Consider the following 24,440-nt stretch of genomic DNA (forward strand, 5'->3'; position numbering starts at 1 on the left):
GAATTCGGGACGGACGGGCTGTGCGGGACCACCCAGTTCAGGGCTGGTCCATACCGGGTCGGCCACCTTTCCCGCATACGTCGTCGCGCAGGTGTTCGGCGCATTTTGAAGAAGGGTCAGAAAGGGGCCCGGATCGCGCATTCGTTGAACGCGTCCGGGCCCGCTCACCGTATCCCTGGACAAGCTGAGAGCCAGCGGTGCGAACGAGGGATGGCCATGGGCTGGGCGCACGTCTCCACACACGAGTTGGTCGCCGGGCGGTACCGCCTGCTGGAGGTCGTCCACGAGGAGACGAACCGCGTCTGCTGGTCCGGGGAGGACACCGGGACGGGCCGGCCGTGCCTGGTCACACGGATCGCGCTCCCGGAGGAACAGTCCGGCGACACCGCCCGCCGGACCACCGGGCGGGTGGTCCGCACCTGCGAGACCGTGGAGCGGCTGTGCCCCGGGCGGATCGTCCCGGTGATCGACGCGACCGTCGCGGACGGCGCCCTGTGGACGGTGACCGAGTGGGTCGGCGGGGTACCGCTCGGCGACCTCCTGGACCGGCAGGGCACGTTCAACTACGTGCGCGCCGCACGCGTCGGCCTGGAACTGCTGGCCGTGCTGGACGCGGCGCACGGCGAGGGCATCACCCACGGCGAGCTGAGCCCGGGCCAGGTGTTCGTGCGCGAGGACGGCTCGGTCGCCGTCACCGGGTTCGGGCTGGCCGGCGCCACCCTCGCCCCGCGGCTCACCGCGCCCTCGTACGCCTCGCCCGAGCAGGCCCGCGACGAGCGGATCGGCCCCGCGGCGGACCTGTGGACGCTGGGCGCGATCCTCTACACCATGGTCGAGGGGCGTCCGCCCTTCCGCGACCGCGGCCGGGCCGAGGCGACACTGAAGGGCGTGGACCGGCTGCCGCTGCGCACTCCGGCGCGCACCGGTCCACTCACCCAGGCCGTGCTGGGCCTGCTGCGCAAGGACTCCCGCGAGCGGCTGACCCGCCCGGTGGTCCGCGAGGCGCTGACCCGGGTGCTGACGGAGGACCCCGACACGGCCGTGCGCGAGGTTCCGGGCCCCCGGTTGCGCGGTGTGTACGCCGCGGCCCGGGGCGCGAGCCGGGCGTGGAGCCGGCGCGGCACGGTCGTGGGGACCGCCCTCGCGCTGGTCACGGTCACGGTCGCCGTCGTCGCCGCCACCCAGGGGCTGCCCGGCACCGACGACGATTCGGGCACGGACGCCCGGCAGCGCCCCTCGGCCCCCGCCGCTCCCTCCCCCGAGGACTCCGCCCCCGCCTCACCCGCGCCCCCGTCGAGCGCGCGTCCGTCACCGTCGCAACCCGCCGGCGGAACGCTGCCCGCCGGGTTCAGCCGCTACGACGCGCCGGAGGGCTTCTCCGTGGCCCTGCCCGGGAACTGGCGGCGCCTGGACACCTCTCGGGTGCCGGACGGGGCCTACCGGGTCGTCTTCGGCGCGTCCGGCGACCCGCGCACCCTCGCGGTCACCTACAGCGAGCGCGCGGGCGAGGACCCGGTCGCGGTGTGGCGCGACGACGTCGAGCCGGGACTGGAACGCTCGGGCGGCTACCGGCGGATCGGCGAGATCCGGGCGACGACGTACCGGGGGCGGGAGGCCGCCGACATGCAGTGGACGGCCTACGACGACGGCGACCGGCTCCGCACCTTCGGCCGCGGGTTCCTGCTCGGCGGCGGGCGCAGCTTCTCGCTGCGCTGGACGGCCCCGGCCGCCGACTGGGACGACGGCGAGAACGAACGGGCGCTCGCCACGTTGCTCGCAAGCTTCCGGGAGGACACGGCCTGACCGCTTCCCTCCCGTTCACGGCGGTTTTCCCTCCGGCCGGGCGGGGACCCGGACGCCATGGCACACATCGGATACACGATGATGACCGAGCAGGCCGGCCCGCGTGAACTCGTCGGCCATGTGGTGCGGGCGGAGGAGGTGGGGTTCGACTTCTCGGTGACCTCGGACCACTACTTCCCCTGGCTTCGGTCGCAGGGCCACTCACCGTACGCCTGGAGCGTGCTGGGCGCCGCGGCCCAGGCGACCTCCCGCATCCCGCTGATGACGTACGTGACGTGCCCGACCTTCCGTTACCACCCGGCGGTGGTGGCGCAGAAGGCGGCGACGCTGCAACTGCTGTCCGAGGGCCGGTTCCGGCTGGGTCTCGGCTCGGGCGAGAACCTCAACGAGCACGTGGTGGGCGGCGGCTGGCCGTCCGTCGACGTGCGGCACGAGATGCTCCGGGAGGCCGTGGAGATCATCCGGGCGCTCTTCGACGGCGGCCACGTGAACCACCGCGGCACCCACTTCGACGTGGAGTCGGCGCGGCTGTGGGACCTGCCGGAGAGCGCGCCGCCGATCGGGATCGCCGTCTCCGGCGACCGCTCCTGCGCACTGGCGGGCGAGTTCGCCGACCTCGTGATCGCCACCGAGCCCAAGGCGGAACTGCTGGCGGCCTTCGACCGGCACGGCGGCACGGGCAAGCCGCGCGTGGGCCAGCTGCCGGTGTGCTACGACCCCGACCGGGAGGCGGCGGTGGAGCGCGCCCACGCCCAGTTCCGCTGGTTCGGCAGCGGCTGGAAGGTCAACTCGGAGCTGCCCCACCCGGACTCCTTCGCGGCGGCCACCCAGTTCGTCACCCCCGAGGACGTCGCCGGGTCCATCCCCTGCGGCGACGACCCGGACGCCTTCGTGGCGGCCGTGCGCCCGTACGTGGAGGCCGGCTTCACCGAGATCGCCCTGGTGCAGATCGGCGGCGAGTCCCAGCACGCCTTCCTGGACTGGTCGGAGAAGACCCTGCTGCCCGCGCTCCGCGAGGCGCTGGGCGATAGCCGACCGACCGCGGGGTAGGAGAGGGCTCTACGTCCGTCCCGCTGGAGGTCACCCGTGAACACCGCCGTGCACAGGACCCTCGTCGTGCAGATCCGGACGGGCGACACCGACCGCTTCCCGGTACTCGCGCACTTCTCCTACGACGCGCTGGACCCGTTCGCGCTCACCGTGGTGTTCAGCCACGACGGCCGCGTCCTCGCCCGCTGGTCACTGGACCGGCAGATGGTGGGCGAGGGGCTGACGCGGCCGGTCGGCGTCGGCGACGTACGGATACGGCCCCAGTCGCGGGGCGTGTGGGACGAGCTGCGCATCGAACTGCTGGGCGACGACCGGTCCGACGGGGACCGCCACCGCGCCGTGGTGTTCGTCTGGGCCGCGGCCGTCGAGGCGCTGCTGCGCGAGACGCACGCCGTGGTCCGGCCGGGCACGGAGCAGGTGCGCGTCGACGACTTCCTCGCGGAACTGACGGCCGAGGGCTGACCCCGCCTCAGTCGGCGGTGTGCCGGTGCCGGGTCCACATCGGGATCCCGAACCAGCAGATCAGGTACCAGAGCACGACGCCGGTCACGACGTAGGGCACGAACCCGTTGTGGGTCGCGACGCGCAGGATCAGCAGGAGCGAGCAGGCCATGGTGGCGAGCAGCAGCACCAGTCCGAGCACGGTCAGCCGCGACGCCCACCGCACCGCCTGGGGCTTCACCCGACGCCCGGACACCAGACGGTGCAGGGACACCGGACCGATCAGGGCGCCGGTGGTCACGGCGCCGAGCACCACCGTCACCAGGTAGATCCGCTGGTCGGTGACGGAGAGTTCCTCGTACTTGGACTGGAACACGACGGTGAGCAGGAAGCCGAACAGGATCTGCACGCCCATCTGCGCGACGCGCACCTCCTGGATCAGCTCCGACCACATCCGGTCGGCCCGCTCCTCCTCGGTCTCGTTGCGGCCTCTGCGCCGCCCCCCGCCGTCGGCCGTGCCCGAGTCGCTCACGGTTCCTCCCGCTCGCCGTCGCCCGTGTGTTCTCCTTTCACGTCTCTGTTCCCGCGATCCCCGCACTCAGGCGCCGGGCCGGGGCGAGGACCCCCGGTTTGAGGGAACGGCGGGCGGTTACACGGGCCGGACAGAACGGCACACAGGGAGGAAGTGCGAAGGATGTCCGACACTCAGCTCACCGTGACGCTCAGCGGCGGCGGCCTCGACGACGCGCGGGCCGTCGTGCGGGCGCTGGAGGACGTCTTCGGGCCACCCGACGGCCGCCCGTCCGACGAGCGGGCGACGGTGCGCACCGCGACCTTCGACTCCCCGCCCTCACCGGAGGCCGCCCCGGCGGCGGCGCGGGCCGCGCTGTCCGCGCCGGTGACGGTCACCGTCCAGGGCACGCCGCAGGCGGTCGAGGCGGCGAGCACGACGCTGTCGCACGCCTTCAGCACGCGCGACGAGGGAGCGGCCGCCGGCGACCAGGAACGCGAACGGCAGTTGCTCCTGGTGCCGTGAGGCCGCGGCGCACCGGCTACCAGCGGCCCTCGACCTGGTCCTTGATCCGCCGGTCGTAGAGGTCGCGGACCGCCGCGAGGGTCCGGTCGGACAGTTCCGGGAGCCGGGCGGCGTCGGTGTTGGCGCGCGCCTGCTCGGGCGAACGTGCTCCCGGGATCACCGTGGTCACACCGGGCTGCTGGACGACCCAGCGCAGGGCCAGCTGGGCCGGGGTGTATCCCTCGGGGGCGAGCGCGGCGAACTCCGCGGCGGCCTCCACACCGGTGGCGAAGTCGACGCCGGAGAACGTCTCGCCCTGGTCGAATGCCTCGCCGTGCCGGTTGAAGTTCCGGTGGTCGTTCGCCGCGAAGACGGTGTCCTTGGTGTACTTGCCGGACAGCAGTCCGGAGGCGAGCGGCACCCGGGCGATGATGCCGACGCCCGCCTCCCGGGCCGCGGGCAGGACCTCGGTCAGGGGCTTCATCCGGAACGGGTTGAGGATGATCTGCACGCTCGCCACGTTCGGCCGGGCGATCGCGGTCAGCGCCTCCTCGCAGGTCTCCACGCTCACGCCGTACGCGGCGACGCGCTCCTCCTCGACCAGCGTGTCCAGGGCGTCGAAGACCTCGTCGCTGGAGTAGACGGGCGTGGGCGGGCAGTGCAGCTGCACCAGGTCGACGACGTCGACGCCGAGGTTGCGGCGCGACCGGTCGTTCCACTCGCGGAAGTTGTCGAGGACGTAGTTCTGCGGGATCTGCTCGACCCGGCGGCCCATCTTGGTGGCGACCAGCACGTGCAGGTCGGGCCTGCCGCGCAGGAACGTGGCGATGGTCTCCTCGCTGCGGCCGTCGCCGTAGACGTCGGCGGTGTCGAAGAAGGTCACCCCCGACTCGGCCGCCGCCTCCAGCACCGTGAGGGCCTGCTTGTCGTCGACGTCCCCCCAGTCGGCGCCCAGTTGCCAGGTGCCGAGGCCGACCACCGACGCGTGCTGATCCGACCTGCCGAAAGTGCGCTCGTCCATGGCGTCAGTCTGTCATCCGCCGCGCGCCCGCGGTTCTGCGGGCCTGCGCGGCCCGCGCCAGCCGCGGTCCCAGCCAGCGCTTGAACCGGCGCAGCGCCTCCAGCCGCCCCGCCGCCCGGTCGAGCCGGTAGTAGAGGCCGGGCGGGACGTACGGCAGCAGGGGCGAGTGGCGCTGCCCGAGCAGGGCGAACATCCGCTCCGGGGGCAGACCGATGTAGCGGGGCAGGTTCTCGTACCACTGGGCGCTGTGGCGGGCGGCGCTCTGCACCGGCAGCAGGGCGGCCCTGCGTTCCCGCTCGTACCGGGCGAGCGCGTCGGGCAGGCGGGCGTGCTCGCGCAGCGCCGCGGCCAGGGCCATGGCGTCCTCCAGGGCGAGCGTGGTGCCGGCGCCGATGGAGTAGTGCGTGGTGTGGGCGGCGTCGCCGAGCAGGACGAGGTTGCCCCGGGACCAGGTGCGGTTGGTGAGGGTGCGGAAGGCGGGCCAGCCGGCGCCGGCGCGACCGCCGCCGGAGCCTGCGCCGAGCGGGTGTCCGTCCAGGACGTCGGCGAAGAGCTTCTCCAGCAGGACCAGTGCCTCGCCCTCGTCGGCCCGGTCGAGCCCCAGACCGGTCCAGGTCTCGGGCCCGCACTCGACGACGCAGGTGCTGCCGCCGGGACCGAACCCGTACCCGTAGGCCCAGATCCAGCCGTGGTCGGTCTCGGTGAAGGCGAAGGTGAAGGCGTCGAAGACCTTGGTGGTGCCGAGCCAGACGTAGCGGTTGCGGCCGAAGGTGATCTCGCTGCCGAAGTGCGCGGCGTGGTGGGTGCGCAGCGCGCTGCCCACGCCGTCGGCGGCCACCACGAGGTCGGCGGCGGGCGGGTTCGCGCCGGTGATCTCGTGGTCGAACTCCAGGCGCACGCCGAGGGAGCGGGCGCGGGCGGCGAGGATCTCCAGGAGCCGGTGGCGGCCGATGCCGAAGCCCTCGTCGCCCTGGTGCCGGGTGGAGAGGTCACCGACGTGGGCGACGCCGTCGCGCCAGCGCACGGAGTGCTCCTCGACGGCGCGCGCCGACTCGGGGTCGTGCTCCCGGAGCCGGTCGAGCAGTCCGCGCCAGTAGGTGACGCCCCAGCCGTAGGTGGAGCCCTCCGGGTCACGTTCGTAGACGGTGATGTCGTGGGACGGGTCCTGCAGCTTCAGCAGGATGGACAGATACAGTCCGGCGGGCCCGCCGCCGACGCAGGCGACCTTCACACACACCCCTGGTATGCACTCGTCGCGGTCATGGGGACACGCAGAGTAGCAAGGGCGGCGCGGAAAACGGCGTCACACGGCCGAGGGGTCCGCGCGGATCAGCCGACGGTCGCCGTGCGGCACTCCGGGTGGCCCCAGCCCTGGTCGTTCTTGGCGATGGACTCCCCCGCCGCGTACGCCCGTCCGCACAGGCAGCGGCCCGGGAACTTCGCCTTGATGGTGCGCGCCGCGGACCCGTTGCCCTTGCGGGCGGTGCCCGGCTTGCGGCGCGGCGACTTCCCGGCCGCCGGGACGTCGGGGGCGGGCGGCGGCTCCGGGGAGCCGAGGCCGCTGCCCGCGGGCTCCTGGGCCACCGCGGCCTGGCTGGCGGCGCGGTCGGCGAAGTCGTTGAGACGGTCGCCGTCGACCTGGTGGGCGGGGACGTAGCGGAAGTCGACCGAGCGTCCGGCGAGCAGTTCGTCGATGCGCACGACCAGTTCCTGGTTGGCGACCGGCTTGCCGGCCGCCGTCTTCCAGCCGTTGCGCTTCCAGCCGGGCAGCCAGGTGGTGACGGCCTTCATGGCGTACTGCGAGTCCATGCGGACCTCGAGCGGCACGTCCGGGTCGGTCGATGCCAGCAGGCGTTCCAGCGCCGTGAGTTCGGCGATGTTGTTGGTGGCCCTGCCGAGCGGGCCGGCCTCCCAGCGGACCGGTGTCTCCGAGGCGTCGGCCACCACCCAGGCCCAGCCGGCCGGACCCGGGTTTCCCTTCGACGCCCCGTCGCACGCGGCCACCACACGTTCACCCATGCGCCCGATCATGCCATGGCGCGGCGGGGCTCCGGGACGGCGCTCAGGCGACGTCCGTGATCTTCGGCATCTCCCCCTCGGTGGTGGTGATGTCGATCACCGAGAAGCTCGCGCCCTGCGGGTCGCTGAGCGCCGCGAACCTGCCGAACGGGGTGTCCATCGGCCCGAACCGCAGGACGCCGCCGCGTTCGGTGGCGCGGGTCACGGCCGCGTCGCAGTCGGGGACGGTGAAGTAGACGTTGACGTAGGGGGGAACCTCGGGCGGGAAGTCGTCCCCCATGGCCATGCGGCCCAGGACGGTGCGGTCGCCGAGGTCGAAGAGGCGGAAGTCCACCCCGTCGTCCTCCATCTGCTTCGCCTTGTAGGGGAAGACCTGGGGGAAGAAGGCGTCCGACTTGCCGGGTTCGCGGGTGAAGACCTCGGCCCAGCAGTACGCGCCGGGCTCGGCCATCGCCCCGAAGCCCTCGTGGGTGCCCGCCTGCCAGACGCCGAAGACGACGCCGCTCGGGTCGCGGGCCAGGCACATGGTGCCGTAGTCGCCGACCCGCATCGGCTCCATGACCACCTCGCCGCCGGCCTCCCGGATCCGGGCCGCGGTCGCCGCGGCGTCCCGGGACGCGAGGTAGAGGCACCACTGCGCGGGGCCCTCCTGGCCGGGCATGGGCGGGACCACGGCCGCCACCGCCTTGCCGTTCGCATACGCCTGGGTGTAGTTGCCGTACTCCGACGAGGACTCGCCGAAGGTCCAGCCGAGGACGTCGCCGTAGAAGCTCTTGGCTGCCTCGACGTCGCCGAACATCGCGTCGGCCCAGCAGGGGGCCCCTTCAGGTTGCACGGCCATGGTGCCGCCTCCCGTGCGCGTACTGACCGGTCCGGACGGCAGGGGCCGTCCGTTTCCTCACGCTAGTCATCCACGGGGCGCCTCGCGCGCCGGAGCGGGCCCTCACTCCCCGGCGTACGCCTGCTCCAGGGCGGCGATGTCGAGCTTGTGCATCGCCATCATGGCCTTGTTGGCGCGCGCGACCTTCTCGGGGTCCGGGTCGCGGAACATCTCCTCCAGCCGGATCGGGACGACCTGCCAGGACACGCCGAACCGGTCCTTGAGCCAGCCGCAGGGTCCCTCCTCGCCGCCGCCCTCGGTCAGCTTCGCCCAGTAGTGGTCGACCTCGTCCTGGGTCTCGCAGGAGATCTGGAAGGAGACCGCCTCGTTGAACCGGAACTGCGGGCCGCCGTTGAGGGCGACGAACTTCTGGCCGTTGGCGGTGAAGTCGACGGTGAGGACGGTGCCGGCGGGCTGGTACGACCCCTCGGGGTAGTGGGTGACGGGGCCGATGCGGGAGTTCTTGAAGAGGGAGACGTAGAAGTGGGCGGCCTCCTCGGCCGTGCCGTCGAACCAGAGACACGTGGTGAATCCGTCGGTGCTCATGACTGCCTCCTGGGCGTGGAACTCGGTCACCACTGTCGACCGGCGCGGACCGCGAAAGTCATCGCTCTGCCCGTGGCGAATCTGCCGCGGGCAGAGAACGCGCCGCCCGGGGCCACGGCGGGCCGAGAGTGAACGAGTGAGGGAACGCGGCGCCGCGAGCCGCGTACCACCCACCCTCCAGGACCGTCCACGACTCGACAAGGAGCGCCGATGTTCCCACTCATCGCCGGCCCCGGCCCGGCCGCACTGCCCCGCTCGGAGGAGGGCGACACCCCCTCGACCCGGTTCGACGAACAGCTCGCCGCGCAGTTGCTCGACCAGCGGATCGTGCTGCTGGGCACGCAGGTCGACGAGGTCTCCGCGAACCGGGTATGCGCCCAGTTGCTGATCCTGTCCGCGCAGGACCCGCGCGCCGACATCAGCCTGTTCATCAACAGCCCCGGCGGCTCCGTGCACGCGGGGCTCGCCGTCTACGACACGATGCGGCTGATCCCCAACGACGTGTCCACGCTCGCCATGGGCTTCGCCGCCAGCATGGGCCAGTTCCTGCTGAGCGTCGGCGCGGCGGGCAAGCGCTACGCGCTGCCGAACGCGCGGGTCATGATGCACCAGCCCTCCGCGGGTATCGGCGGCACCACCGCCGACATCGAGATCCAGGCCGACAACCTGGAGTTCACCAAGCGGACGATCGAGCGGATCACCGCCGAGCACACGGGCCAGACCCCCGAGACCATCTCCCGGGACGGTGACCGCGACCGCTGGTTCACGGCCGAGGAGGCCAAGGAGTACGGAATGGTGGACCGGGTCGTCGAGTCCTTCGCGGACGTGCGCCCGGCCGCCCCCGCCCGACGGATGGGACTGTGACATGGGGAGCTACACGATTCCGAACGTCGTCGAGCGCACCCCGCAGGGCGAGCGGTCCTACGACGTCTTCAGCCGGCTGCTGTCGGAGCGGATCATCTTCCTGGGCACCGAGATCGACGACGGCGTGGCCAACGTCGTGATCGCGCAGCTCCTGCACCTGGAGTCGTCGGCCCCGGAGACCGAGATCGCCGTCTACATCAACTCCCCGGGCGGCTCGTTCACCTCGCTGATGGCGATCTACGACACGATGACGTTCGTGCAGGCGCCGATCTCGACGTTCTGCGTCGGGCAGGCCGCGTCCACGGCGGCCGTGCTGCTGGCCGGCGGGGACCCGGGGCGGCGGTTCGTGCTGGAGCACGCGCGGGTCCTGCTGGGCCAGCCGGCCAGCGGCGGCCGGCAGGGCACCGTCTCCGACCTGGCGCTGCAGGCCAAGGAGATGGTCCGGATCCGCTCCCAGGTCGAGGAGGTGCTGGCCCGGCACACCCGCCACGACGTCGCCACCCTGCGCGCCGACATGGACCGCGACAAGGTGTTCACCGCCGAGGAGGCCGTGGCGTACGGGCTGGCGGACGAGGTGCTCGCCCGGCGCCTGGCGAGGGTGTGAGGAACCGGGCCGGCGTCGCACGAGGCGCCGGCCCGGACGGCCGCTCAGGCGGCCAGGCACATCCCGTCGTACCGCGCGCCGGAGGCGCCCCGGCCGGCGCCCGCGCCGGTGTGCCGCGAGGTGAGGCGGACCAGCTCCCCGTGGGCCCGGGCCAGCAGGTCGCCCAGGGAGAGCCCGAGGGCGCCCGCGGCGGCGGCGAGCACCTCCGACGACGCCTCCTTGCGCCCGCGCTCCACCTCCGACAGGTACGGCATGGAGATCCGGGCGGCCTCCGACACCTCCTTCAGGGTCCGCTCCTGGGCGAGGCGTTCGCCGCGCAGGACGTCGCCGACGAGATCGCGCCAGAGGGGCTCGCGGGCGGTGGGCGGCCTTCGCTCCGGGGGCACCGGCGCGACGGCGGGGCGGGCTGCCGGGCGCGTGGCCTGCGGGCGCAGCGGAATGACGCGGGCTTCGTTCGGCACGTGGCTGGTCACCTCCCCAGCCTAGGAGCGCGGCCGCGTCGTGGAAGGGTTCGGCGTTCCGCCCTGAGGGGAATCCGCGGGTGACGGGGGCAACCCGCGGGATTACGCTGGGACAGCAGGGCATCACCCCGCGACGACGTGGCGGCGGCGACCGTTTTCCGCCACCCGTGAGAACGGGGGGCATGTGCTGCCGTGACCCGGGTACCCGCAGGCGGGAACCTAGGGAGACGTCTGAACCGTGACTTTCGTGGGAGAGGTAATGGAGACCGCCGTGGTCCGGCCGAAAGCGCAGGTTGTCGGGAAGACCGCCGGGGGCGGGACGGGTGAGGGAACCCTGTCCGGGGCCGTGGACCCCCGCACCGTGGCGCCGCGTGACGCGCGGCAGTTGTCCCGCCAGTTCTTCCAGCGCCTGACGGAGCTCGAAGAGGGCACGCACGAGTACCAGTACGCGCGCAACACCCTGATCGAGATGAACATGTCGCTCGTGCGGTTCGCCGCCGGCCGTTTCCGCGGTCGCGGCGACGACATGGAGGACATCGTCCAGACCGGCATGATCGGCCTGATCAAGGCCATCGACCGGTTCGAACTGTCGCGCGAGGTCGAGTTCACTTCGTTCGCGCTGCCGTACATCGTCGGCGAGATCAAGCGCTTCTTCCGGGACACCACGTGGGCGGTGCACGTGCCGCGCCGGCTCCAGGAGCTGCGGGTGGAGCTGGCCAAGGCCCGCGAGGAGCTCTCCTCCCGCCTGGACCGCGAGCCCACCGTGGCCGAACTCGCCACGCTGATGAACATCGGCGAGAGCGAGGTGATCGAGGGCCAGATCGCGTCCAACGGCTACAACTCGTCCTCGCTGGACGCGGCGCTGACCGGCGACGGCCCGGAGAACGGCGAGTCGGTGCTGGCCGACTTCATCGGTGTGGAGGAGGACGGGCTGCGGCTCGTCGAGGACTTCCACTCGCTGGCGCCGCTGATGGCCGAGCTGAGCGAGCGGGACCGCCGGATCATCCACATGCGGTTCGTCGAGGAGGCCACGCAGGCCGAGATCGGCGCGGAGCTCGGCTGCTCGCAGATGCACGTGTCCCGGCTGATCAAGCGGATCATCACCCGGCTGCGCGAGGGCATGCTGGGCGAACTCGGCTGCGCCTGACCGCGGTGCCCGTGGTTCCTCGTGGTGCTCCTCACGCTTCGGTGAGGGGCACCACGCTCACGTTCAGGCCTGGGTGAGCGGGACCACGGCACGGACCCGCTTGCCGACGGGGACGGGTTCGACGACGACGCTCTCCGCCAGGGCGTGCACGATCTCCAGGCCGTGGTGCCCCACGCGTTCGGGGTCCTTGGGGAACCGCTCGGGCACCGCGCCACTGCTGTCGTACACGGTCACCGCCACCGAGGCTCCGGTGCCCTCCAGCTCCAGGATGTACGGACCCCTGCTGTGGCGGTCGGCGTTGGTCACGAGTTCACTCACCACCAGCAGGACCGCGCCGTCGGAGCGGGAGCCGATCGCGGCGCACCACTCGGTCCTCAGCTGGTCGAGGAAGAGCGCGGCGAAGCCTCGCGCCTGCGCTATGCACCCCGGCTCACCGGAGTAGTGTGCCGCCCGCCTCAGCGGTTCAACGGGGACGTCGAAACCAGTACGTATCACTGCCCCGTCCAGGTGCTCGGTCATGCGTGTCTCTCTCGGAAGCCGGACTGGCCGGTCGCTGCTGCACCCGTCCTCGTACCCCGAGCCGCGCGACGCAGTCCCCGTCTTCTCGTAGTGCGGGCATCGTCACAGTGGAGCGGGGAACCCGAGAAGGCGGGAAGGGGTGCGATGAACGAGCTGATGGCCGCGCGAAGCATCACCACCCGGCCGGTGGTGACCCTCGGCGGCGACGCCGTCGCCCACGTCAAGGACACCGTATGCGACGCCGCCGCGTCCCGGATCACCGGTTTCACTCTGACCGGGCGAGGGCTGCTGTCCGGCCCCCTCAAGGACGGCCTGCCCTGGGCGGCCGTGTCCGCGCTGGGCCATGACGCGGTGATGATCCGCGACCGGCGGGGCCTGGTGAACGCGGCGGCCATGACGGCGCGGCAGCAGCCCCTGCGGGCCCGGCTGCTGGGCGCGCGGGTGCTGACCGAGACGGGCGCCGAGGTCGGCACGGTGCTCGACGTAGTCGTGGAGGGCGGCACCGCCGGGCGGGTCGTCGGCTTCCGGGTGGCGGCGAGCCGCCGGTTCGTGCCGGGGCCGGCCCGCCACCGGCGGCGGGTGTACGTGCCGCGCGGCGGGACGCTCTCGGTCACCGGTCGCGCCCTCGTCCTGCCCGAGGACGCCGTCCGGCACGTCGCAGACGACCTGCCGGGCTTCCGCTCCCTGGTGGGCGGTGTGCCCGGCCCGTGGCGGGGCTCGCTGCCGTGATGCTGTTCACCGAGGTGCGGGGGCTGCCGGTGGTGCCGTCGGCCGCCGGGGCGGGTCCGCTCGGCACCGTGGTGTCCCTGGCCGTCGACATCGCCTCCGGCACCGTGAGCCACGTCCGGTTCCGCGGCGGGCGCCTGCGCCGGGAGACGGTGCTGGCCTGGGACGCGGTGGACACGATCGGGCCGAGCGCCGTCCGGGTGCGGTCCACGGGCTCCACCGAGCCGGCCGTGCCCCACCACGACCTGCTGGGCCACCGGGTCCTGACCGAGGGCGGCACGGCGCACGGCACGGTGCTGGACGCCGCCTTCGACACGGCGACGGGCCGTGTCCTCGCGGTCTTCACCACCCGGGGCGAGGTGGCGCCCGATCGCCTGCTGGGGCTCGGCGACCACGCCCTGGTGGTCCGCGCCGCCTGACCGGGAACGGCGGGCCGCCGCGCGGACGGCCCAGTCGGCGGGCGGGCCCGGCAGGGCCTGCTTAGCGTGGCAGCGTGAGTGCGCGAAACCCCTCCGGAACCCCCGGCCGGACCGCACCCCCCGGCCGGGCGGTCGCCCGGCACGGCTGGGCGCAGGCCCTGATCACCGTGCTGGCCGCCCTGGTGGCCATGGGCGTCGTGGCGGCGCTCGGACTGTGGGCGGCCGGGGCCGCCAACCTGCCCGACAACGCCTTTCCCCGGGTGGTCGTGGCGACCATCGTCACCGCCCTGGGCGGTGCGCTGGAACTGGCCGGGGACGCTGGGGAGTTCGCCGACACCGACGCGGGACTGACCGTGATGCCGCTGTCCGTCACCCTGACCGGTGCGCTGGCGATCGCCCACGGCTTCCTGCGGCCGCTGCGCCACCGCGCCGTCGCCGGCGCCACCGAGCTGGCCGGCTGGGCGGGGCGGATCGCGTTCCTGTGGCTGATCGCCCTCCTCGGGCTGGCCTTCGCCGTGCGCCAGACCTTCGAGGTGTCCCTCGGCGAGGGTGTGCTGAGCGACCTCGGCGACCTGTTCGGCGTCAGGCCGACCGTCGGTTTCACCGCGGACGTGCCGCTGACCGTGCTCTTCGGACTGCTGTGGCTGGCGGGCGTGCTGGTGCTGGCCCTGCTGGTCTCCCGCGGGGCGCCGCTGCCCGGCCGGCTGCTGCGCCTGCACACGGCGGTGCGGCCGGCGGCGTACGCGATGGTCGCGCTGCTGCTCGCCTACGTCGTCATCGGCGTCGTCGTCGGCCTGGTCGTCGCCGGGACGCGCGGGCACCCGGCGGACACCTTCGCCGTGCTGCTCCTCGGCCTGCCGAACCTGGCCTGGCCGGCGCTCACGATCGGCCTGGGCGCGACCTGGAACGGGCGGGTCGAGGGGCCGTTCGGGCTGCCGATGCCGCGGGTGGTGGACGAGGTGCTGCGCACTCAGGACGTCTCGACCGTGAACCTGGGCACGCTCACGGAGCAGGACGGGCGGATGTGGTGGCTGCTGGTCGCCGCGGTGGTGCTGGTCGTGGCGGCCGGGTTCGTCATGGCGCTGCGCTCACCGGCCCGGACACCGCTCTGGCTGCACGCGGTGCACCTGGCGGTGGCCCTGGCGCTGACGGTCCTGATGATCGGCCTCGTCGGCCGCGTCTTCGCCCACTACGGGCTGTCCGTGCTCGGCATCGGCGACCTCGGCGGCGGCCTGTCCGGCCGGCTCTTCCTGCGGCCGCAACTGTGGAGCGCGGTGGGGCTCGCCCTGCTCTGGGGACTGGTCGCGGGGGCGCTCGGCGCGCTGCTCGCACGGTGGGCGAGGCGACGGGCGGGGCGGGCTCCGACGGGCGCCTAGGGCGGTCACGCGGGTCCTGGGAGGGTCAGGCCACCGGGACGACGAGGGGCGGGGAGGCCCGTTGCATGCGGAGTGCGTCCACGGACTCGGCCATCAGCTCGTACTCGGTGGTGTCGTCCCTGGTCGCGATCCGCACCAGGCGGCCCGCGGCCAGTTCGTCGGCGACCAGTTCCTGCTGGAGGTCGTCGGCGCACCAGGTGCGCAGCACGCGCGGCACGTCGGGCGCGTCGTCGGCGACGGGGGTCAGGGCGGCGCGCGGTAAGTGGGGGGTGTCGGGCTGCGGGTCCAGCCGCTCGGCCATCCAGGAGGCGCGGTCGCGCAGCCACCACAGGGCCAGGGCGAGGGTGGGCGCCCGGTAGGTACCGAGCGGGACACCGATGCGCCGGCCGTCACAGACGCCGTAGGCGGTGACGTGGCACAGGAACTCGTCGTGCACTGCTACCCTCCCCCGTCACCCACCGCCTGCCGGTCGGGCAGCGCGTCCGTGCGGCTCGTGTGCTGTGCGTGAGGGCCCTGTCGCATGGTGTGAGAGGCCCTAGAGGTGAGTATGTTCACCGATGAACCACTGTCACCATGAATTTCCGGCCAGTCTCCTGGCATATTCACAGCCGTTGATGGCCGAAAGCCGCCCCGTGCCGCCGGTCGTCCCGATTCCGGGTGGGCCTTACGTCGGCGGATGCGCGGGCCGCCGCCATGACCCCGCGGGTAATCGACGGTGCGCGCGGGGTGCGGGCATGGTTGCGGTACCGGGTCGCCGAGACCGGGATCCGGTCCCTGACCAGCGCACACGACCTCGATGGAGGCTGATCGCCATGTCCGCATCCGCACCCGCCCGCCGCCACGAAGACGCCGTCGCCCGCTACTTCGAGGCGTGGAACGCGGCGCCGGAGGCGCGGGCCGAGGCGGTCGCCGCGGCCTGGACCAATGACGGCGGCTACACCGACCCCCTGGCCGATGTCCGCGGCCACGAGCAGATCGCGGCCGTGATCGCGGCGGCACACGAGCAGTTCCCCGGCTTCGTGTTCCGGCTGTCCGGTGCCGTGGACGGGCACCACGACACGGCCCGCTTCTCCTGGGAGCTGGTGAGCGAGGCCGACGGCTCCGCACCGGTGGCCGGCTCCGACGTGGTCAGGCTGGACGACGAGGACCGGATCAGCGCCGTGTTCGGCTTCCTGGACCGGGTGCCCGCCGGGGCGTGAGGGCGCCCCGGCGAACGGCCCGGGTCCCGGAGGCGGTGACCCGCCTCCGGGACCCGGGCATACCGCGGCCGCGCCCTACTTGTTGACGATCTTGTCGATGCGGGCCAGTTCGTCGGCGCCGAAGTCGAGGTTCCTGGTGGCCGCGACGCTGTCCTCCAGCTGCTGCGGGCTGCTCGCGCCGACCAGCGCCGACGTCACGCGGCCTTCGCGCAGCACCCACGCGAGAGCCATCTGGGCCAGCGACTGGCCGCGGGACTTCGCGATCTCGTCCAGGGAGCGCAGCCGGCCGACCAGTTCCTCGGTGACCGCCTCGGACTTGAGGAACGGGCTGTCGCTCGCGGCGCGCGAGCCCTCCGGGATGCCGTCGAGGTAGCGGCCGGTGAGCAGGCCCTGCTCCAGCGGGGAGTAGGCGATGGAGCCGACCTTCAGCTCGTCGAGGGCGTCCAGCAGGCCGCCGGTCTCGGGGCGGCGGTCGAGCATGGAGTAGCGCGGCTGGTGGATCAGCAGCGGGGTGCCCAGCTCACCGAGGATGCGGGCGGCCTCGCGGGTCTGCTCGGCGGAGTAGTTCGAGACGCCCACATAGAGCGCCTTGCCCTGCTGCACCGCCGTGTGCAGGGCGCCCATCGTCTCCTCCAGGGGAGTCTCCGGGTCGGGTCGGTGCGAGTAGAAGATGTCGACGTAGTCCAGGCCCATGCGGGTCAGGCTCTGGTCGAGGGAGGACAGGACGGACTTGCGCGAGCCCCACTCGCCGTACGGGCCGGGCCACATCAGGTAGCCGGCCTTGGTGGAGACGACCAGCTCGTCGCGGTACGACCCGAAGTCCGCCTTCAGCGCCTCGCCCAGCGCGGTCTCGGCGGAGCCGGGCGGCGGGCCGTAGTTGTTGGCGAGGTCGAAGTGGGTGACGCCGAGGTCGAAGGCTCGGCGCAGGATCGCGCGCTGGGTCTCGGCGGGACGGTCCGGGCCGAAGTTGTGCCACAGGCCGAGCGAGAGCGCGGGGAGCTTCAGGCCGCTGCGTCCGGTGCGCCGGTAGGGCATGTCCGCGTAGCGGTCGGGGTGTGCGGTGTACAACGCGACTCCAGAGGGGGTTGGGCACCCGGGTACGGGTAGGGGTGGATCCGGCTGGAACCGTCCCCCACTCTGGCCTGACCTGCGTGCAGTGGTCCAACAGAAGAATCCGATGGGATTGCGCGGTTACGCTTCTCAATCATGGAACTGCGTCATCTTCAGCATTTCGTGGCGGTCGCCGAGGACCAGCACTTCACCCGTGCGGCGGAGCGGCTGCTGGTGTCCCAGTCGGGCCTGTCGGCGTCGATCCGGGCGCTGGAGCGGGAACTGCGGGCGCCGCTGTTCGTGCGGACCACCCGCCGGGTGACGCTGACGGAGGCCGGGCGGGCGCTGCTGGGCGAGGCGGAGCGGATCCTCGCCCAGGTGCGGTCGGCGCACGAGGCGGTGGCCGCCGTGCAGGGGGTGCTGCGCGGCACGCTCTCGCTGGGCGCCGAGCAGTGCATCGCCGGGGTGCCGGTGGCGGGGCTGCTGGCCGCGTTCCGGCGGCTCCACCCGGACGTGGAGATCCGGCTGCGGCAGGCGGGCTCCGGCGAACTGGCCGAGGAGGTGGCGGCCGGGCGGCTCGACCTGGCCTTCGCCTACCGCACCCAGGCCGACGCCGAACAGCTGCGCTCGGTCCCGCTGTCCGGCGAGCCGATGACGGTGCTCTGCCACCCCGGCCACCGGCTCGCGGCGGACGGCGCGGTGCTCACCCCGCACGATCTAGCCGACGAGGTCTTCGTCGACTTCCACCCGGACTGGGGTCCGCGCCGCGTCACCGACGCCGTCTTCGCCGCGGCGGGCGTACGGCGGACCGTGCCGCTGGAGGTGAACGACGTGCACGGGCTGCTCGACCTGATCGACGAGAACCTCGGTATCGCGGTGGTGCCGCGGCACTTCCGGCACAAGCGGGCCGCCCTCACCTCGCTGCCGCTGAAGGACGCGGACGGGACGGAGTACGAGACCATCGCGCTGCTGCCGCCCGCCCAGGCGACCAGTCCCGCGGCGCGGGCGCTGATGGGGCTGCTGGAAGCGGGGAGCGGGTGAGGGCGGACTGCGCGATGGTGGACGTATGCATGCGAAGGACATCCTCATCGAGGGCTACGCCCGTATCCGGGAAGAAGTCCACGCCGCCGTCGAGGGCCTCGACCCCGACGGCCTGAACACCCGCCCCGCCGACGAGGCCAACTCCGTCTCCTGGCTCGTCTGGCATCTCACCCGCGTCCAGGACGACCACGTCGCGGACGCCTTCGGCCTCGACCAGGTGTGGCTGGCCGGTGAGTGGGAGAAGCGCTTCGGCCTCGGCCTGCCCCGCCGGGACACCGGGTACGGCCACAGTCCCGCCGAGGTCGCGAAGGTGCGCGTCGACTCGGGCGACCTGCTGACCGGCTACTACGACGCCGTGCACGAGCAGACGCTCGGGGCCCTGCGCTCCCTGACCGCCAAGGACCTGGAGCGGGTCGTGGACGACAACTGGGACCCGCCGGTCACCCTGGGCGTGCGGCTGGTCAGCGTCCTGTCCGACGATCTCCAGCACGCCGGACAGGCCGCCTATGTGGCCAGGCTCGTTCAGAGCGCCGCGTAGCCCGGCAGGACGACGTCCTCGATCAGGGCGTTGCGCTCGTCGAAGGGGATGAAGGCGCTCTTGAGGGCGTTCACCGTCACCGTGCGCAGGTCCTCGGCACTCCAGCCGGCCTGCTCGACGAGCAGGGACATCTCGCGGGTCATCGTGGTGCCCGAGACGAGGCGGTTGTCGGTGTTCAGGGTGACGCGGAAGCCGAGGTCCTTCAGCGCGGTGATGGGGTGCTCGGCGATCGAGGTGGCGGCGCCGGTCTGGAGGTTGGAGGTCGGGCACATCTCGAGGGCGATCCGGCGGTCGCGGACCCAGCCCGCGAGGCGGCCCAGCTTGCCGGAGGCGAGGTCGGGGATGTCGTCGGTGATGCGCACGCCGTGGCCGATGCGCTGGGCGCCGCACACCTGGAGGGCCTGGTGGATGCTGGGCAGGCCGTGCGCCTCGCCGGCGTGGATGGTGAAGGGCACGTTCTCGCGGCGCAGGTGCTCGAAGGCGTCGAGGTGGTCGGCGGGCGGGAAGCCGTCCTCGGCGCCGGCGATGTCGAAGCCGACGACGCCTGCGTCCCGGAAGGCCACCGCGAGGTCGGCGGTGGCGCGGGTGCGGTCGAACATCCGCATGCCGCACAGCAGGGTGCCGACCCGGACCGGGGTGCCGGCCGCGGCGGCCTTGGCCATGCCCGCGGCCAGGCCCTCCTGGACGGTCTCGACGACCTCGGCGAGGGTCAGGCCGCCGTTCGTCATCAGCTCGGGGGCGTAGCGGACCTCGCCGTAGACGACCCCGTCGGCGGCCAGGTCGAGGACGTACTCCTCGGCGGTGCGCAGCAGGCCCTCGCGGTTCTGCATCACGGCGAGGGTGTGCTCGAAGGTGGCGATGTAGCGCACCAGGTCGCCGGAGTTGGCGGCCTCGTAGTACCAGGCGGCCAGCTCGTCGGGGTCGGTGGTGGGCAGGGTGTGGCCGACGGCCGCGGCCAGTTCCACGACGGTCGCGGGGCGCAGGCCGCCGTCGAGGTGGTCGTGCAGCACGGCCTTGGGGAGGCGGCGGAGGGTTTCGGAGTCTATGCGCGTAGATGACATGTGCGGTGGTTCCTCGGCGGGGTCTGGGCGGATGATCGGGAGGGTTCAGGCTGCGGGCTGGAGCAGGTCCCAGCGGTTGCCGTAGAGGTCCTGGAAGACGGCGACCGAGCCGTATGGCTCGTGCCGGGGCTCCTCCAGGAAGGTCACGCCGGCGGCGGTCATGCGGGCGTGGTCGCGGGCGAAGTCGTCGGTGTGCAGGAAGAAGCCGACCCGTCCGCCGGTCTGGTCGCCGATCCGGGAGCGCTGGGCCTCCCCCTTGGCGCGGGCCAGCAGCAGCGCCGTGCCCTGGCCGGGGCTGCCGGGTTCGACGACCACCCAGCGGGAACCGTCGGGCCGGGGCGCGTCCTCGGCCAGGCGGAAACCGAGGGCCTCGGTGTAGAAGCGGATCGCCTCGTCGTAGTCGTCGACGACGAGGGTGACCAGGGCGATACGTGTCATCGGGGCCCTTCCGGACGGACGGTTGACGGGAGAGGTTATACGTAAAACTCCCGGACGCCAAGTCGGCCGCGTCCTGCCGGAGCGGGACGCGGCCGACGGGTGGCCCGGGGCGGGTCAGCAGTACAGGTTGCCGCCCGGGGAGACGCCGAGGATCTGGCTGAACTGCTGGTACTTGGTGACGCGGCTCTGGACCTGCGCCGGGTTCCGTCCGTCGCACTCCAGGGAGCCGTTGATGGAGCGGATCGTCTGGCCGAAGCCGGCGCCGTTGACCATGGCGTTGTGCGGGGTCATGCTGCCCGGTCCGGACTGGGTGTTCCAGTACCACAGGGCGGTCTTCCAGGCGACGGCCGCGTCGTTCTGCACCAGCCAGGGGTTGCCCAGCAGGTTGATGCCGAGCGCGTCGCCCGCGGCCTTGTAGTTGAAGTTCCAGCTGAGCTGGATCGGCCCGCGCCCGTAGTACGCCGCCTGGCCGGCCGGACAGCCGTAGGGCTGGCTCCAGTCGCAGTAGTGCGGGTAGTTGGCGGTGTTCTGCTCGACGACGTGCACGAGTCCGCCGGTCTCGTGGCTGACGTTGGCGAGGAAGGCCGCGGCCTCCTGCTTCTTGGTGGCGTCGCCGCCGGTGTTGGCGAAGCCGGGGTAGGCGCTGAGCGCGGCGGTGAGGCCGCTGTAGGTGTAGAAGGAGTTCCGGCCCGGGAACATCTGGTTGAACTGGGCCTCGCTCACCACGAAGTTGCCGACCGGCGTACCCGGACCGCCGCCGCAGGCGTACGGCTCCCAGTACCAGGTGCTGATCACCGGGTCGTAGCCCGGGTTGGCGTGCTCGGCGATGTACGCCTTGCCGTCGGTGTAGCGGACGATGTCGCCGGCGTTGTAGTTCTTGCCCGCCGTCCAGGCCGGGTAGCTCGAACAGGCGGCGGCGGACGCCTCGGCGGCGGGCAGGAGGGTGGGTACGGCGCCCGCGAGGGCGAGCACGGCCACCAGGGCGGAGATACGGCGCCTCGACACAGGACTGCCTCCTTTGGCGGGCACGGCCGCTCCCGCGCAAGGCAGGCCGGGGCGAGGCCTTGCGCGCACGCGCCGGCCTGGCCGGTCACGGCGTCGGGGGCGGCCGTAGTGGGGGGTGTGACGCACACTCAACCGCGTTGGTCTGTACCAGTCAAGGGTGTAGACCAGTCGGACTCGGGGCCGCTTTCCGGCCTGGCGGGGACTCGCCGTACCGCGCCCGCTCGTCACCGTCCGGAACCGGCCGGGAGAATCGCCGTATGACCACCACGACCCACCCGCTCGTCGCCGAGGCCCACCGGCTCGCCGACGACCTGCTCGCCCCGTCCGCCCAGTGCGTCGACCAGGACGTCGTGCCCAGGAGTCACATCGAGGCGGTCCGGCGCTCCGGGCTGCTCGGGGTGAGCGCGCCCGGGGAGTCCGGCGGGGCCGGCGCCCCGGACCGGGTCGCCAGGGAGGTCGCCGAGATCCTGGCCGGGGCGTGCTGCTCCACGTGGTTCGTGCAGACCCAGCACCACACGCCGGTACGGCTGCTGGCGAGGGCGGAGCCCGGACTCGCCGTGCGCGAACGCCTGTTGCGTCCGCTCGCCACCGGCGAACTGCTCGCGGGCATCGCCTACGCGCACGTCCGGTCCCATCCCCGGGTGCCGGTGCGGGCCACCGTCGAGCGGGGCGGGGTGCGCTTCGACGGCACCGTGCCCTGGTACACGGGCTGGGGCCTGAACGACCTGATGCTGCTCGCGGGCGTGACGGACTCCGACGAGGTGGTGTTCGCCTTCGCCGACGCCCGCGAGCAGCCGGGGCTGCGGGCGTCGGCGCCGATGCGGCTGGTGGCGCTGACGGCGGCCCGCACGGTGTCGCTGACGCTGGACGGCCTGTGGGTGCCGGAGGAGTCGGTCGTACTGCGCACGCCCCGCGAGGAGTTCGCCCGCGTCGACGTACCCCGCAGCACCAACACGTCCCCGGCCGTCTTCGGCCTCGGGTACGCCGCGCTGGACCTGCTCGGCACCGCGCCCGCCGATCGCGGCGCGGCCGACGCCCTGCGCGCGCGGCTGGACGAGGTGCGGGAGCGGGCGTACGCGCTCGCCGACCACCCCGTCCCGCACGAGCACGTCCAGGAGCGGCTGGCGCTGCGGACGCGGGCGTACGAGCTGCTGCGGGCGGCCACGACCGCCGCGGTCGTGGCCGGGGGCGGGCGGGCCACGAGTGTGGACAGCCCGGCCCAACGGATCGCGCGGGAGGCGGTGTTCCTGTTGATCCAGGGCCAGACGGCCACGGTGCGCGAGGCCCACCTGGCCGCGCTGGCCTCCGTCTAGACGGCTGGACGCCAGGGACGCCGGAGACGCCTGGGACGGCTAGACGGCGACCGGCAGCACCGTCTCCTCGGCGCCGGCACCCGCGTGCTCGGGGTGGCGCCAGAGCCCCCGGGCGGCGAGGCGCGGCAGGACGCCCTCGCCGAACCAGTACGCCTCCTCCAGGTGCGGGTAGCCGGAGAGGACGAACTCGTCGATGCCGAGGGCGTGGTACTCGGCGATCCGCTCGGCGACCTCGTCGTGGCCGCCGACCAGGGCGGTGCCCGCCCCGCCGCGCACCAGGCCGATCCCGGCCCACAGGTTGGGGTGGATCTCCAGGGCGTCGCGGGAGCCGCCGTGCAGGGCGAGCATGCGCCGCTGCCCCTCGGACTCGCTGCGGGCGAGGTTGGCCTGCGCCTCCCGTACGGTGTCCGGGTCGAAGCCGTCGAGCAGCCGGTGGGCCTCGGCCCAGGCGTCCGCCGCGGTGTCGCGCGTGATGACGTGCAGCCGGATGCCGAAGCGCAGGGTGCGGCCCTCGCGCGCGGCCGCCTCCCGCAGCCGGGCGATCTTGCCGGCGACCTGCGCGGGCGGCTCGCCCCAGGTCAGGTACACGTCCGCGTGCCGGGCGGCGACCTCGACCGCGGCGGGTGAGGAGCCGCCGAAGTACACCTCGGGCACGGGGTCGGGGACCCGCGTGAGCCGCGCCTCCTCGACCTGGAGGTGCTCGCCGCGCAGGTTCACGGTGCCGCCCTGCCACAACTCCCGCACGACGTGCAGGAATTCTCCGGTGCGCCGGTAGCGGGCGTCCTTGTCCAGGAAGTCGCCGTAGGCCCGCTGTTCGCGGCTCTCGCCGCCCGTGACGACGTTGAGCAGCAGCCGTCCGCCGCTCTGCCGCTGGAAGGTGGACGCCATCTGCGCGGCGAGCGTGGGTGAGACGAAGCCGGGGCGGAAGGCGACCAGGAACTTCAGGCGCTCGGTGGCCTGGGAGACCATCGCGGTGGTCAGCCACGCGTCCTCGCACCAGGCACCGGTGGGCGTGAGCGCGCCGACGAAGCCCAGGTTCTCGGCGGCGCGCGCGATCTGCCCGAGATAGGCCACCGTCGGCGGCCGGCGGCGCCCGGGGCCGGTGGCGGTGTCCGGGGCGCCGTGGCCGCCGCCGACGACGTCGCGGCTGTCGCCGCTGGTGGGCAGGAACCAGTGGAAGGTGAGGGACGACACGGGGATCTCCGTTCGGGGACGTGCGGCCACGGCGTGCGGGCGCCGGGCGGGGAGGCGGAAGGGCGAGCGGCCTACGGTCGCGGCGCGCCGGTCAGACGGCCGCGGCCAGCACGGGCGGGGCCGGCGCGGGCGCCGCCACCAAAGTGCCCAGGGCCGCCGAGAACTGGTCGACCACCTGGGCGAGCGCCTCCGCCGAGCCCGGTGCGACGCCGACCGACCCGTCCTCGTGCGCCGTGATGTCCCGGTCCAGCGTGAACCAGCCCTGCACGATGTGTGCGGCGCCCATGGAGTTCAGCACCGGGCGGAGCGCGTAGTCGATCGCCAGGACGTGGGCGGTGGAGCCGCCGGTGGCGAGCGGCAGCACCGTCTTGCCGGTGAGGGCGTACTGCGGAAGCAGATCGAGCAGTGCCTTCAGTACGCCGGAGTAGGACGCCTTGTAGACGAGGGTGCCGACGACGACGCCGTCGGCGCGGGCGAACAGCGCGGCGGCCTCGGTGATGGCGGGGTGCCCGAAGTCCGCGCCGAGCAGCGCTTCGGCGGGAATGGTGCGGACGTCGAGCGGGATCACGTCGTGGCCCTGCGCGGTCAGCCGTTCGTCGAGGTGGCGCAGCAGCCGGTGGGTGCGGGAGGAGGCGGACGGGCTGCCGGAGACGGACAGGACGGTGGCCATAAGTCCTCTTTCGGGAAGGCGGGGAGGCGGTACGCGCCCT

At 73.1% G+C, this 24,440-nt stretch carries 29 protein-coding genes; 14 read left to right on the forward strand and 15 right to left on the reverse strand.

The window, feature by feature from the left end:
* Positions 1-210: 210 nt before the first annotated feature.
* From ACZ67M_RS23760 to ACZ67M_RS23770, 3 genes are read left to right on the forward strand one after another with little or no spacing between them, the layout of a single operon-like run.
* The gene (locus ACZ67M_RS23760; RefSeq protein ID WP_392105018.1) at positions 211-1,803 is read left to right on the forward strand and encodes a serine/threonine protein kinase; all 1,593 of its coding nucleotides are present in this window, start codon (positions 211-213) and stop codon (positions 1,801-1,803) included.
* A gap of 57 nt (positions 1,804-1,860) precedes the next feature.
* A complete protein-coding gene (locus ACZ67M_RS23765; protein ID WP_451854663.1) occupies positions 1,861-2,853 on the forward strand; it encodes an LLM class F420-dependent oxidoreductase in 993 nt (330 codons plus the stop codon).
* A 36-nt stretch (positions 2,854-2,889) separates the two neighbouring features.
* Positions 2,890-3,315: an SsgA family sporulation/cell division regulator gene (locus ACZ67M_RS23770; RefSeq protein WP_361356318.1), complete on the forward strand. Its 426-nt coding sequence runs from the start codon at positions 2,890-2,892 to the stop codon at positions 3,313-3,315.
* A 7-nt stretch (positions 3,316-3,322) separates the two neighbouring features.
* Here the strand turns inward: ACZ67M_RS23770 and ACZ67M_RS23775 are convergent, their stop codons facing one another.
* Positions 3,323-3,826: a DUF6328 family protein gene (locus tag ACZ67M_RS23775; RefSeq protein WP_361356316.1), complete on the reverse strand. Its 504-nt coding sequence runs from the start codon at positions 3,824-3,826 to the stop codon at positions 3,323-3,325.
* 162 nt (positions 3,827-3,988) lie between these two features.
* Here ACZ67M_RS23775 and ACZ67M_RS23780 point away from each other — a divergent pair, with 162 nt between their 5' ends.
* Positions 3,989-4,330 (forward strand): hypothetical protein, encoded by a 342-nt coding sequence (locus tag ACZ67M_RS23780; protein WP_361356314.1) that lies wholly within the window; start codon positions 3,989-3,991, stop codon positions 4,328-4,330.
* A gap of 16 nt (positions 4,331-4,346) precedes the next feature.
* Here ACZ67M_RS23780 and ACZ67M_RS23785 read toward each other — a convergent pair whose 3' ends face one another.
* From ACZ67M_RS23785 to ACZ67M_RS23805, 5 genes are all read right to left on the reverse strand, one after another.
* A complete protein-coding gene (locus ACZ67M_RS23785) occupies positions 4,347-5,330 on the reverse strand; it encodes an aldo/keto reductase (RefSeq protein WP_361356312.1) in 984 nt (327 codons plus the stop codon).
* Positions 5,331-5,334: 4 nt separating this feature from the next.
* Entirely contained in the window at positions 5,335-6,567 is a 1,233-nt protein-coding gene (locus ACZ67M_RS23790) for an FAD-dependent monooxygenase (RefSeq protein WP_361356310.1), read from the reverse strand.
* A gap of 92 nt (positions 6,568-6,659) precedes the next feature.
* Positions 6,660-7,361 (reverse strand): ribonuclease H family protein, encoded by a 702-nt coding sequence (locus tag ACZ67M_RS23795; protein ID WP_361356308.1) that lies wholly within the window; start codon positions 7,359-7,361, stop codon positions 6,660-6,662.
* Between the two features lie 31 nt (positions 7,362-7,392).
* Complete coding sequence (locus ACZ67M_RS23800) at positions 7,393-8,190, reverse strand: VOC family protein (protein ID WP_392014870.1); 798 nt, start codon at positions 8,188-8,190, stop codon at positions 7,393-7,395.
* Positions 8,191-8,292: 102 nt separating this feature from the next.
* Complete coding sequence (locus ACZ67M_RS23805) at positions 8,293-8,775, reverse strand: VOC family protein (RefSeq protein WP_469852624.1); 483 nt, start codon at positions 8,773-8,775, stop codon at positions 8,293-8,295.
* A gap of 210 nt (positions 8,776-8,985) precedes the next feature.
* Here ACZ67M_RS23805 and ACZ67M_RS23810 point away from each other — a divergent pair, with 210 nt between their 5' ends.
* The gene (locus ACZ67M_RS23810; protein WP_392014876.1) at positions 8,986-9,639 is read left to right on the forward strand and encodes an ATP-dependent Clp protease proteolytic subunit; all 654 of its coding nucleotides are present in this window, start codon (positions 8,986-8,988) and stop codon (positions 9,637-9,639) included.
* 1 nt (position 9,640) lies between these two features.
* Positions 9,641-10,243: a ClpP family protease gene (locus ACZ67M_RS23815; protein ID WP_125490397.1), complete on the forward strand. Its 603-nt coding sequence runs from the start codon at positions 9,641-9,643 to the stop codon at positions 10,241-10,243.
* A gap of 44 nt (positions 10,244-10,287) precedes the next feature.
* On the opposite strand, the gene ACZ67M_RS23820 is transcribed toward ACZ67M_RS23815, so the two are convergent.
* Positions 10,288-10,716, reverse strand: coding sequence for a helix-turn-helix domain-containing protein (locus ACZ67M_RS23820; RefSeq protein WP_307009553.1), 429 nt, complete (start codon positions 10,714-10,716; stop codon positions 10,288-10,290).
* Positions 10,717-10,963: 247 nt separating this feature from the next.
* On the opposite strand from ACZ67M_RS23820, the gene ACZ67M_RS23825 reads away from it, so the two are divergent.
* The gene (locus tag ACZ67M_RS23825; RefSeq protein ID WP_392105081.1) at positions 10,964-11,851 is read left to right on the forward strand and encodes an RNA polymerase sigma factor SigF; all 888 of its coding nucleotides are present in this window, start codon (positions 10,964-10,966) and stop codon (positions 11,849-11,851) included.
* 63 nt (positions 11,852-11,914) lie between these two features.
* Here the strand turns inward: ACZ67M_RS23825 and ACZ67M_RS23830 are convergent, their stop codons facing one another.
* A complete protein-coding gene (locus ACZ67M_RS23830; RefSeq protein ID WP_361356299.1) occupies positions 11,915-12,370 on the reverse strand; it encodes an ATP-binding protein in 456 nt (151 codons plus the stop codon).
* A gap of 144 nt (positions 12,371-12,514) precedes the next feature.
* On the opposite strand from ACZ67M_RS23830, the gene ACZ67M_RS23835 reads away from it, so the two are divergent.
* The 3 genes from ACZ67M_RS23835 to ACZ67M_RS23845 all read left to right on the forward strand — a co-directional run bounded on the left by ACZ67M_RS23835 (position 12,515) and on the right by ACZ67M_RS23845 (position 14,891).
* Positions 12,515-13,099 carry a PRC-barrel domain-containing protein gene (locus tag ACZ67M_RS23835; protein WP_469852627.1) on the forward strand — a complete coding sequence of 195 codons (585 nt, stop codon included), beginning with the start codon at positions 12,515-12,517 and terminating at the stop codon, positions 13,097-13,099.
* Positions 13,096-13,515 carry a PRC-barrel domain-containing protein gene (locus ACZ67M_RS23840; RefSeq protein ID WP_392015031.1) on the forward strand — a complete coding sequence of 140 codons (420 nt, stop codon included), beginning with the start codon at positions 13,096-13,098 and terminating at the stop codon, positions 13,513-13,515. Before ACZ67M_RS23835 ends, ACZ67M_RS23840 begins: the two co-directional genes overlap by 4 nt.
* Positions 13,516-13,589: 74 nt before the next feature.
* Positions 13,590-14,891, forward strand: a complete 1,302-nt coding sequence (locus tag ACZ67M_RS23845; RefSeq protein WP_469852628.1) for a streptophobe family protein — start codon at positions 13,590-13,592, stop codon at positions 14,889-14,891.
* A gap of 25 nt (positions 14,892-14,916) precedes the next feature.
* On the opposite strand, the gene ACZ67M_RS23850 is transcribed toward ACZ67M_RS23845, so the two are convergent.
* Positions 14,917-15,327, reverse strand: coding sequence for a hypothetical protein (locus ACZ67M_RS23850; protein ID WP_392105027.1), 411 nt, complete (start codon positions 15,325-15,327; stop codon positions 14,917-14,919).
* Positions 15,328-15,703: 376 nt separating this feature from the next.
* Here ACZ67M_RS23850 and ACZ67M_RS23855 point away from each other — a divergent pair, with 376 nt between their 5' ends.
* Positions 15,704-16,090, forward strand: coding sequence for a nuclear transport factor 2 family protein (locus ACZ67M_RS23855; RefSeq protein ID WP_361356293.1), 387 nt, complete (start codon positions 15,704-15,706; stop codon positions 16,088-16,090).
* A 75-nt stretch (positions 16,091-16,165) separates the two neighbouring features.
* Here the strand turns inward: ACZ67M_RS23855 and mgrA are convergent, their stop codons facing one another.
* Positions 16,166-17,158, reverse strand: a complete 993-nt coding sequence (gene mgrA, locus ACZ67M_RS23860; protein ID WP_361356291.1) for an L-glyceraldehyde 3-phosphate reductase — start codon at positions 17,156-17,158, stop codon at positions 16,166-16,168.
* Between the two features lie 138 nt (positions 17,159-17,296).
* On the opposite strand from mgrA, the gene ACZ67M_RS23865 reads away from it, so the two are divergent.
* Both ACZ67M_RS23865 and ACZ67M_RS23870 read left to right on the forward strand, forming a co-directional pair.
* On the forward strand, positions 17,297-18,181 hold the full coding sequence (locus ACZ67M_RS23865; protein ID WP_361356289.1) for a LysR family transcriptional regulator: 885 nt from the start codon (positions 17,297-17,299) through the stop codon (positions 18,179-18,181).
* A gap of 25 nt (positions 18,182-18,206) precedes the next feature.
* Positions 18,207-18,719: a mycothiol transferase gene (locus ACZ67M_RS23870; protein WP_469852631.1), complete on the forward strand. Its 513-nt coding sequence runs from the start codon at positions 18,207-18,209 to the stop codon at positions 18,717-18,719.
* Here the strand turns inward: ACZ67M_RS23870 and ACZ67M_RS23875 are convergent.
* The 3 genes from ACZ67M_RS23875 to ACZ67M_RS23885 form a co-directional block, all read right to left on the reverse strand.
* Positions 18,704-19,780: an adenosine deaminase gene (locus tag ACZ67M_RS23875; RefSeq protein WP_385801110.1), complete on the reverse strand. Its 1,077-nt coding sequence runs from the start codon at positions 19,778-19,780 to the stop codon at positions 18,704-18,706. The genes ACZ67M_RS23870 and ACZ67M_RS23875 overlap by 16 nt on opposite strands.
* A gap of 45 nt (positions 19,781-19,825) precedes the next feature.
* Positions 19,826-20,218 (reverse strand): VOC family protein, encoded by a 393-nt coding sequence (locus tag ACZ67M_RS23880; protein WP_392014891.1) that lies wholly within the window; start codon positions 20,216-20,218, stop codon positions 19,826-19,828.
* Positions 20,219-20,332: 114 nt separating this feature from the next.
* Positions 20,333-21,223: a glycoside hydrolase family 19 protein gene (locus ACZ67M_RS23885; protein ID WP_385801115.1), complete on the reverse strand. Its 891-nt coding sequence runs from the start codon at positions 21,221-21,223 to the stop codon at positions 20,333-20,335.
* A gap of 257 nt (positions 21,224-21,480) precedes the next feature.
* On the opposite strand from ACZ67M_RS23885, the gene ACZ67M_RS23890 reads away from it, so the two are divergent.
* Entirely contained in the window at positions 21,481-22,536 is a 1,056-nt protein-coding gene (locus tag ACZ67M_RS23890; protein WP_469852633.1) for an acyl-CoA dehydrogenase family protein, read from the forward strand.
* Positions 22,537-22,575: 39 nt separating this feature from the next.
* Here the strand turns inward: ACZ67M_RS23890 and ACZ67M_RS23895 are convergent, their stop codons facing one another.
* Both ACZ67M_RS23895 and ssuE read right to left on the reverse strand, forming a co-directional pair.
* Positions 22,576-23,730, reverse strand: coding sequence for an LLM class flavin-dependent oxidoreductase (locus ACZ67M_RS23895; protein ID WP_392105035.1), 1,155 nt, complete (start codon positions 23,728-23,730; stop codon positions 22,576-22,578).
* A 91-nt stretch (positions 23,731-23,821) separates the two neighbouring features.
* Positions 23,822-24,400, reverse strand: a complete 579-nt coding sequence (ssuE, locus tag ACZ67M_RS23900) for an NADPH-dependent FMN reductase (RefSeq protein ID WP_469852635.1) — start codon at positions 24,398-24,400, stop codon at positions 23,822-23,824.
* Between the last annotated feature and the right edge of the window lie 40 nt (positions 24,401-24,440).

This window comes from Streptomyces sp. NPDC107500, from assembly GCF_055582785.1.

What these genes read in the sequence shown, in the direction of transcription:
- ACZ67M_RS23835 (WP_469852627.1), top strand. Translation starts at nt 12,515, where the DNA reads ATGAACGAGCTGATGGCCGCGCGAAGCATCACCACCCGGCCGGTGGTG.
- ACZ67M_RS23875 (WP_385801110.1), bottom strand. Translation starts at nt 19,780, where the DNA reads ATGTCATCTACGCGCATAGACTCCGAAACCCTCCGCCGCCTCCCCAAG.
- ACZ67M_RS23810 (WP_392014876.1), top strand. Translation starts at nt 8,986, where the DNA reads ATGTTCCCACTCATCGCCGGCCCCGGCCCGGCCGCACTGCCCCGCTCG.
- ACZ67M_RS23855 (WP_361356293.1), top strand. Translation starts at nt 15,704, where the DNA reads ATGTCCGCATCCGCACCCGCCCGCCGCCACGAAGACGCCGTCGCCCGC.
- ACZ67M_RS23830 (WP_361356299.1), bottom strand. Translation starts at nt 12,370, where the DNA reads ATGACCGAGCACCTGGACGGGGCAGTGATACGTACTGGTTTCGACGTC.
- ACZ67M_RS23800 (WP_392014870.1), bottom strand. Translation starts at nt 8,190, where the DNA reads ATGGCCGTGCAACCTGAAGGGGCCCCCTGCTGGGCCGACGCGATGTTC.
- ACZ67M_RS23880 (WP_392014891.1), bottom strand. Translation starts at nt 20,218, where the DNA reads ATGACACGTATCGCCCTGGTCACCCTCGTCGTCGACGACTACGACGAG.
- ACZ67M_RS23795 (WP_361356308.1), bottom strand. Translation starts at nt 7,361, where the DNA reads ATGATCGGGCGCATGGGTGAACGTGTGGTGGCCGCGTGCGACGGGGCG.
- ACZ67M_RS23760 (WP_392105018.1), top strand. Translation starts at nt 211, where the DNA reads ATGGCCATGGGCTGGGCGCACGTCTCCACACACGAGTTGGTCGCCGGG.
- ssuE (WP_469852635.1), bottom strand. Translation starts at nt 24,400, where the DNA reads ATGGCCACCGTCCTGTCCGTCTCCGGCAGCCCGTCCGCCTCCTCCCGC.
- ACZ67M_RS23890 (WP_469852633.1), top strand. Translation starts at nt 21,481, where the DNA reads ATGACCACCACGACCCACCCGCTCGTCGCCGAGGCCCACCGGCTCGCC.
- ACZ67M_RS23825 (WP_392105081.1), top strand. Translation starts at nt 10,964, where the DNA reads ATGGAGACCGCCGTGGTCCGGCCGAAAGCGCAGGTTGTCGGGAAGACC.
- ACZ67M_RS23765 (WP_451854663.1), top strand. Translation starts at nt 1,861, where the DNA reads ATGGCACACATCGGATACACGATGATGACCGAGCAGGCCGGCCCGCGT.
- ACZ67M_RS23865 (WP_361356289.1), top strand. Translation starts at nt 17,297, where the DNA reads ATGGAACTGCGTCATCTTCAGCATTTCGTGGCGGTCGCCGAGGACCAG.
- ACZ67M_RS23870 (WP_469852631.1), top strand. Translation starts at nt 18,207, where the DNA reads ATGCATGCGAAGGACATCCTCATCGAGGGCTACGCCCGTATCCGGGAA.
- ACZ67M_RS23785 (WP_361356312.1), bottom strand. Translation starts at nt 5,330, where the DNA reads ATGGACGAGCGCACTTTCGGCAGGTCGGATCAGCACGCGTCGGTGGTC.
- ACZ67M_RS23780 (WP_361356314.1), top strand. Translation starts at nt 3,989, where the DNA reads ATGTCCGACACTCAGCTCACCGTGACGCTCAGCGGCGGCGGCCTCGAC.
- ACZ67M_RS23805 (WP_469852624.1), bottom strand. Translation starts at nt 8,775, where the DNA reads ATGAGCACCGACGGATTCACCACGTGTCTCTGGTTCGACGGCACGGCC.
- ACZ67M_RS23815 (WP_125490397.1), top strand. Translation starts at nt 9,641, where the DNA reads ATGGGGAGCTACACGATTCCGAACGTCGTCGAGCGCACCCCGCAGGGC.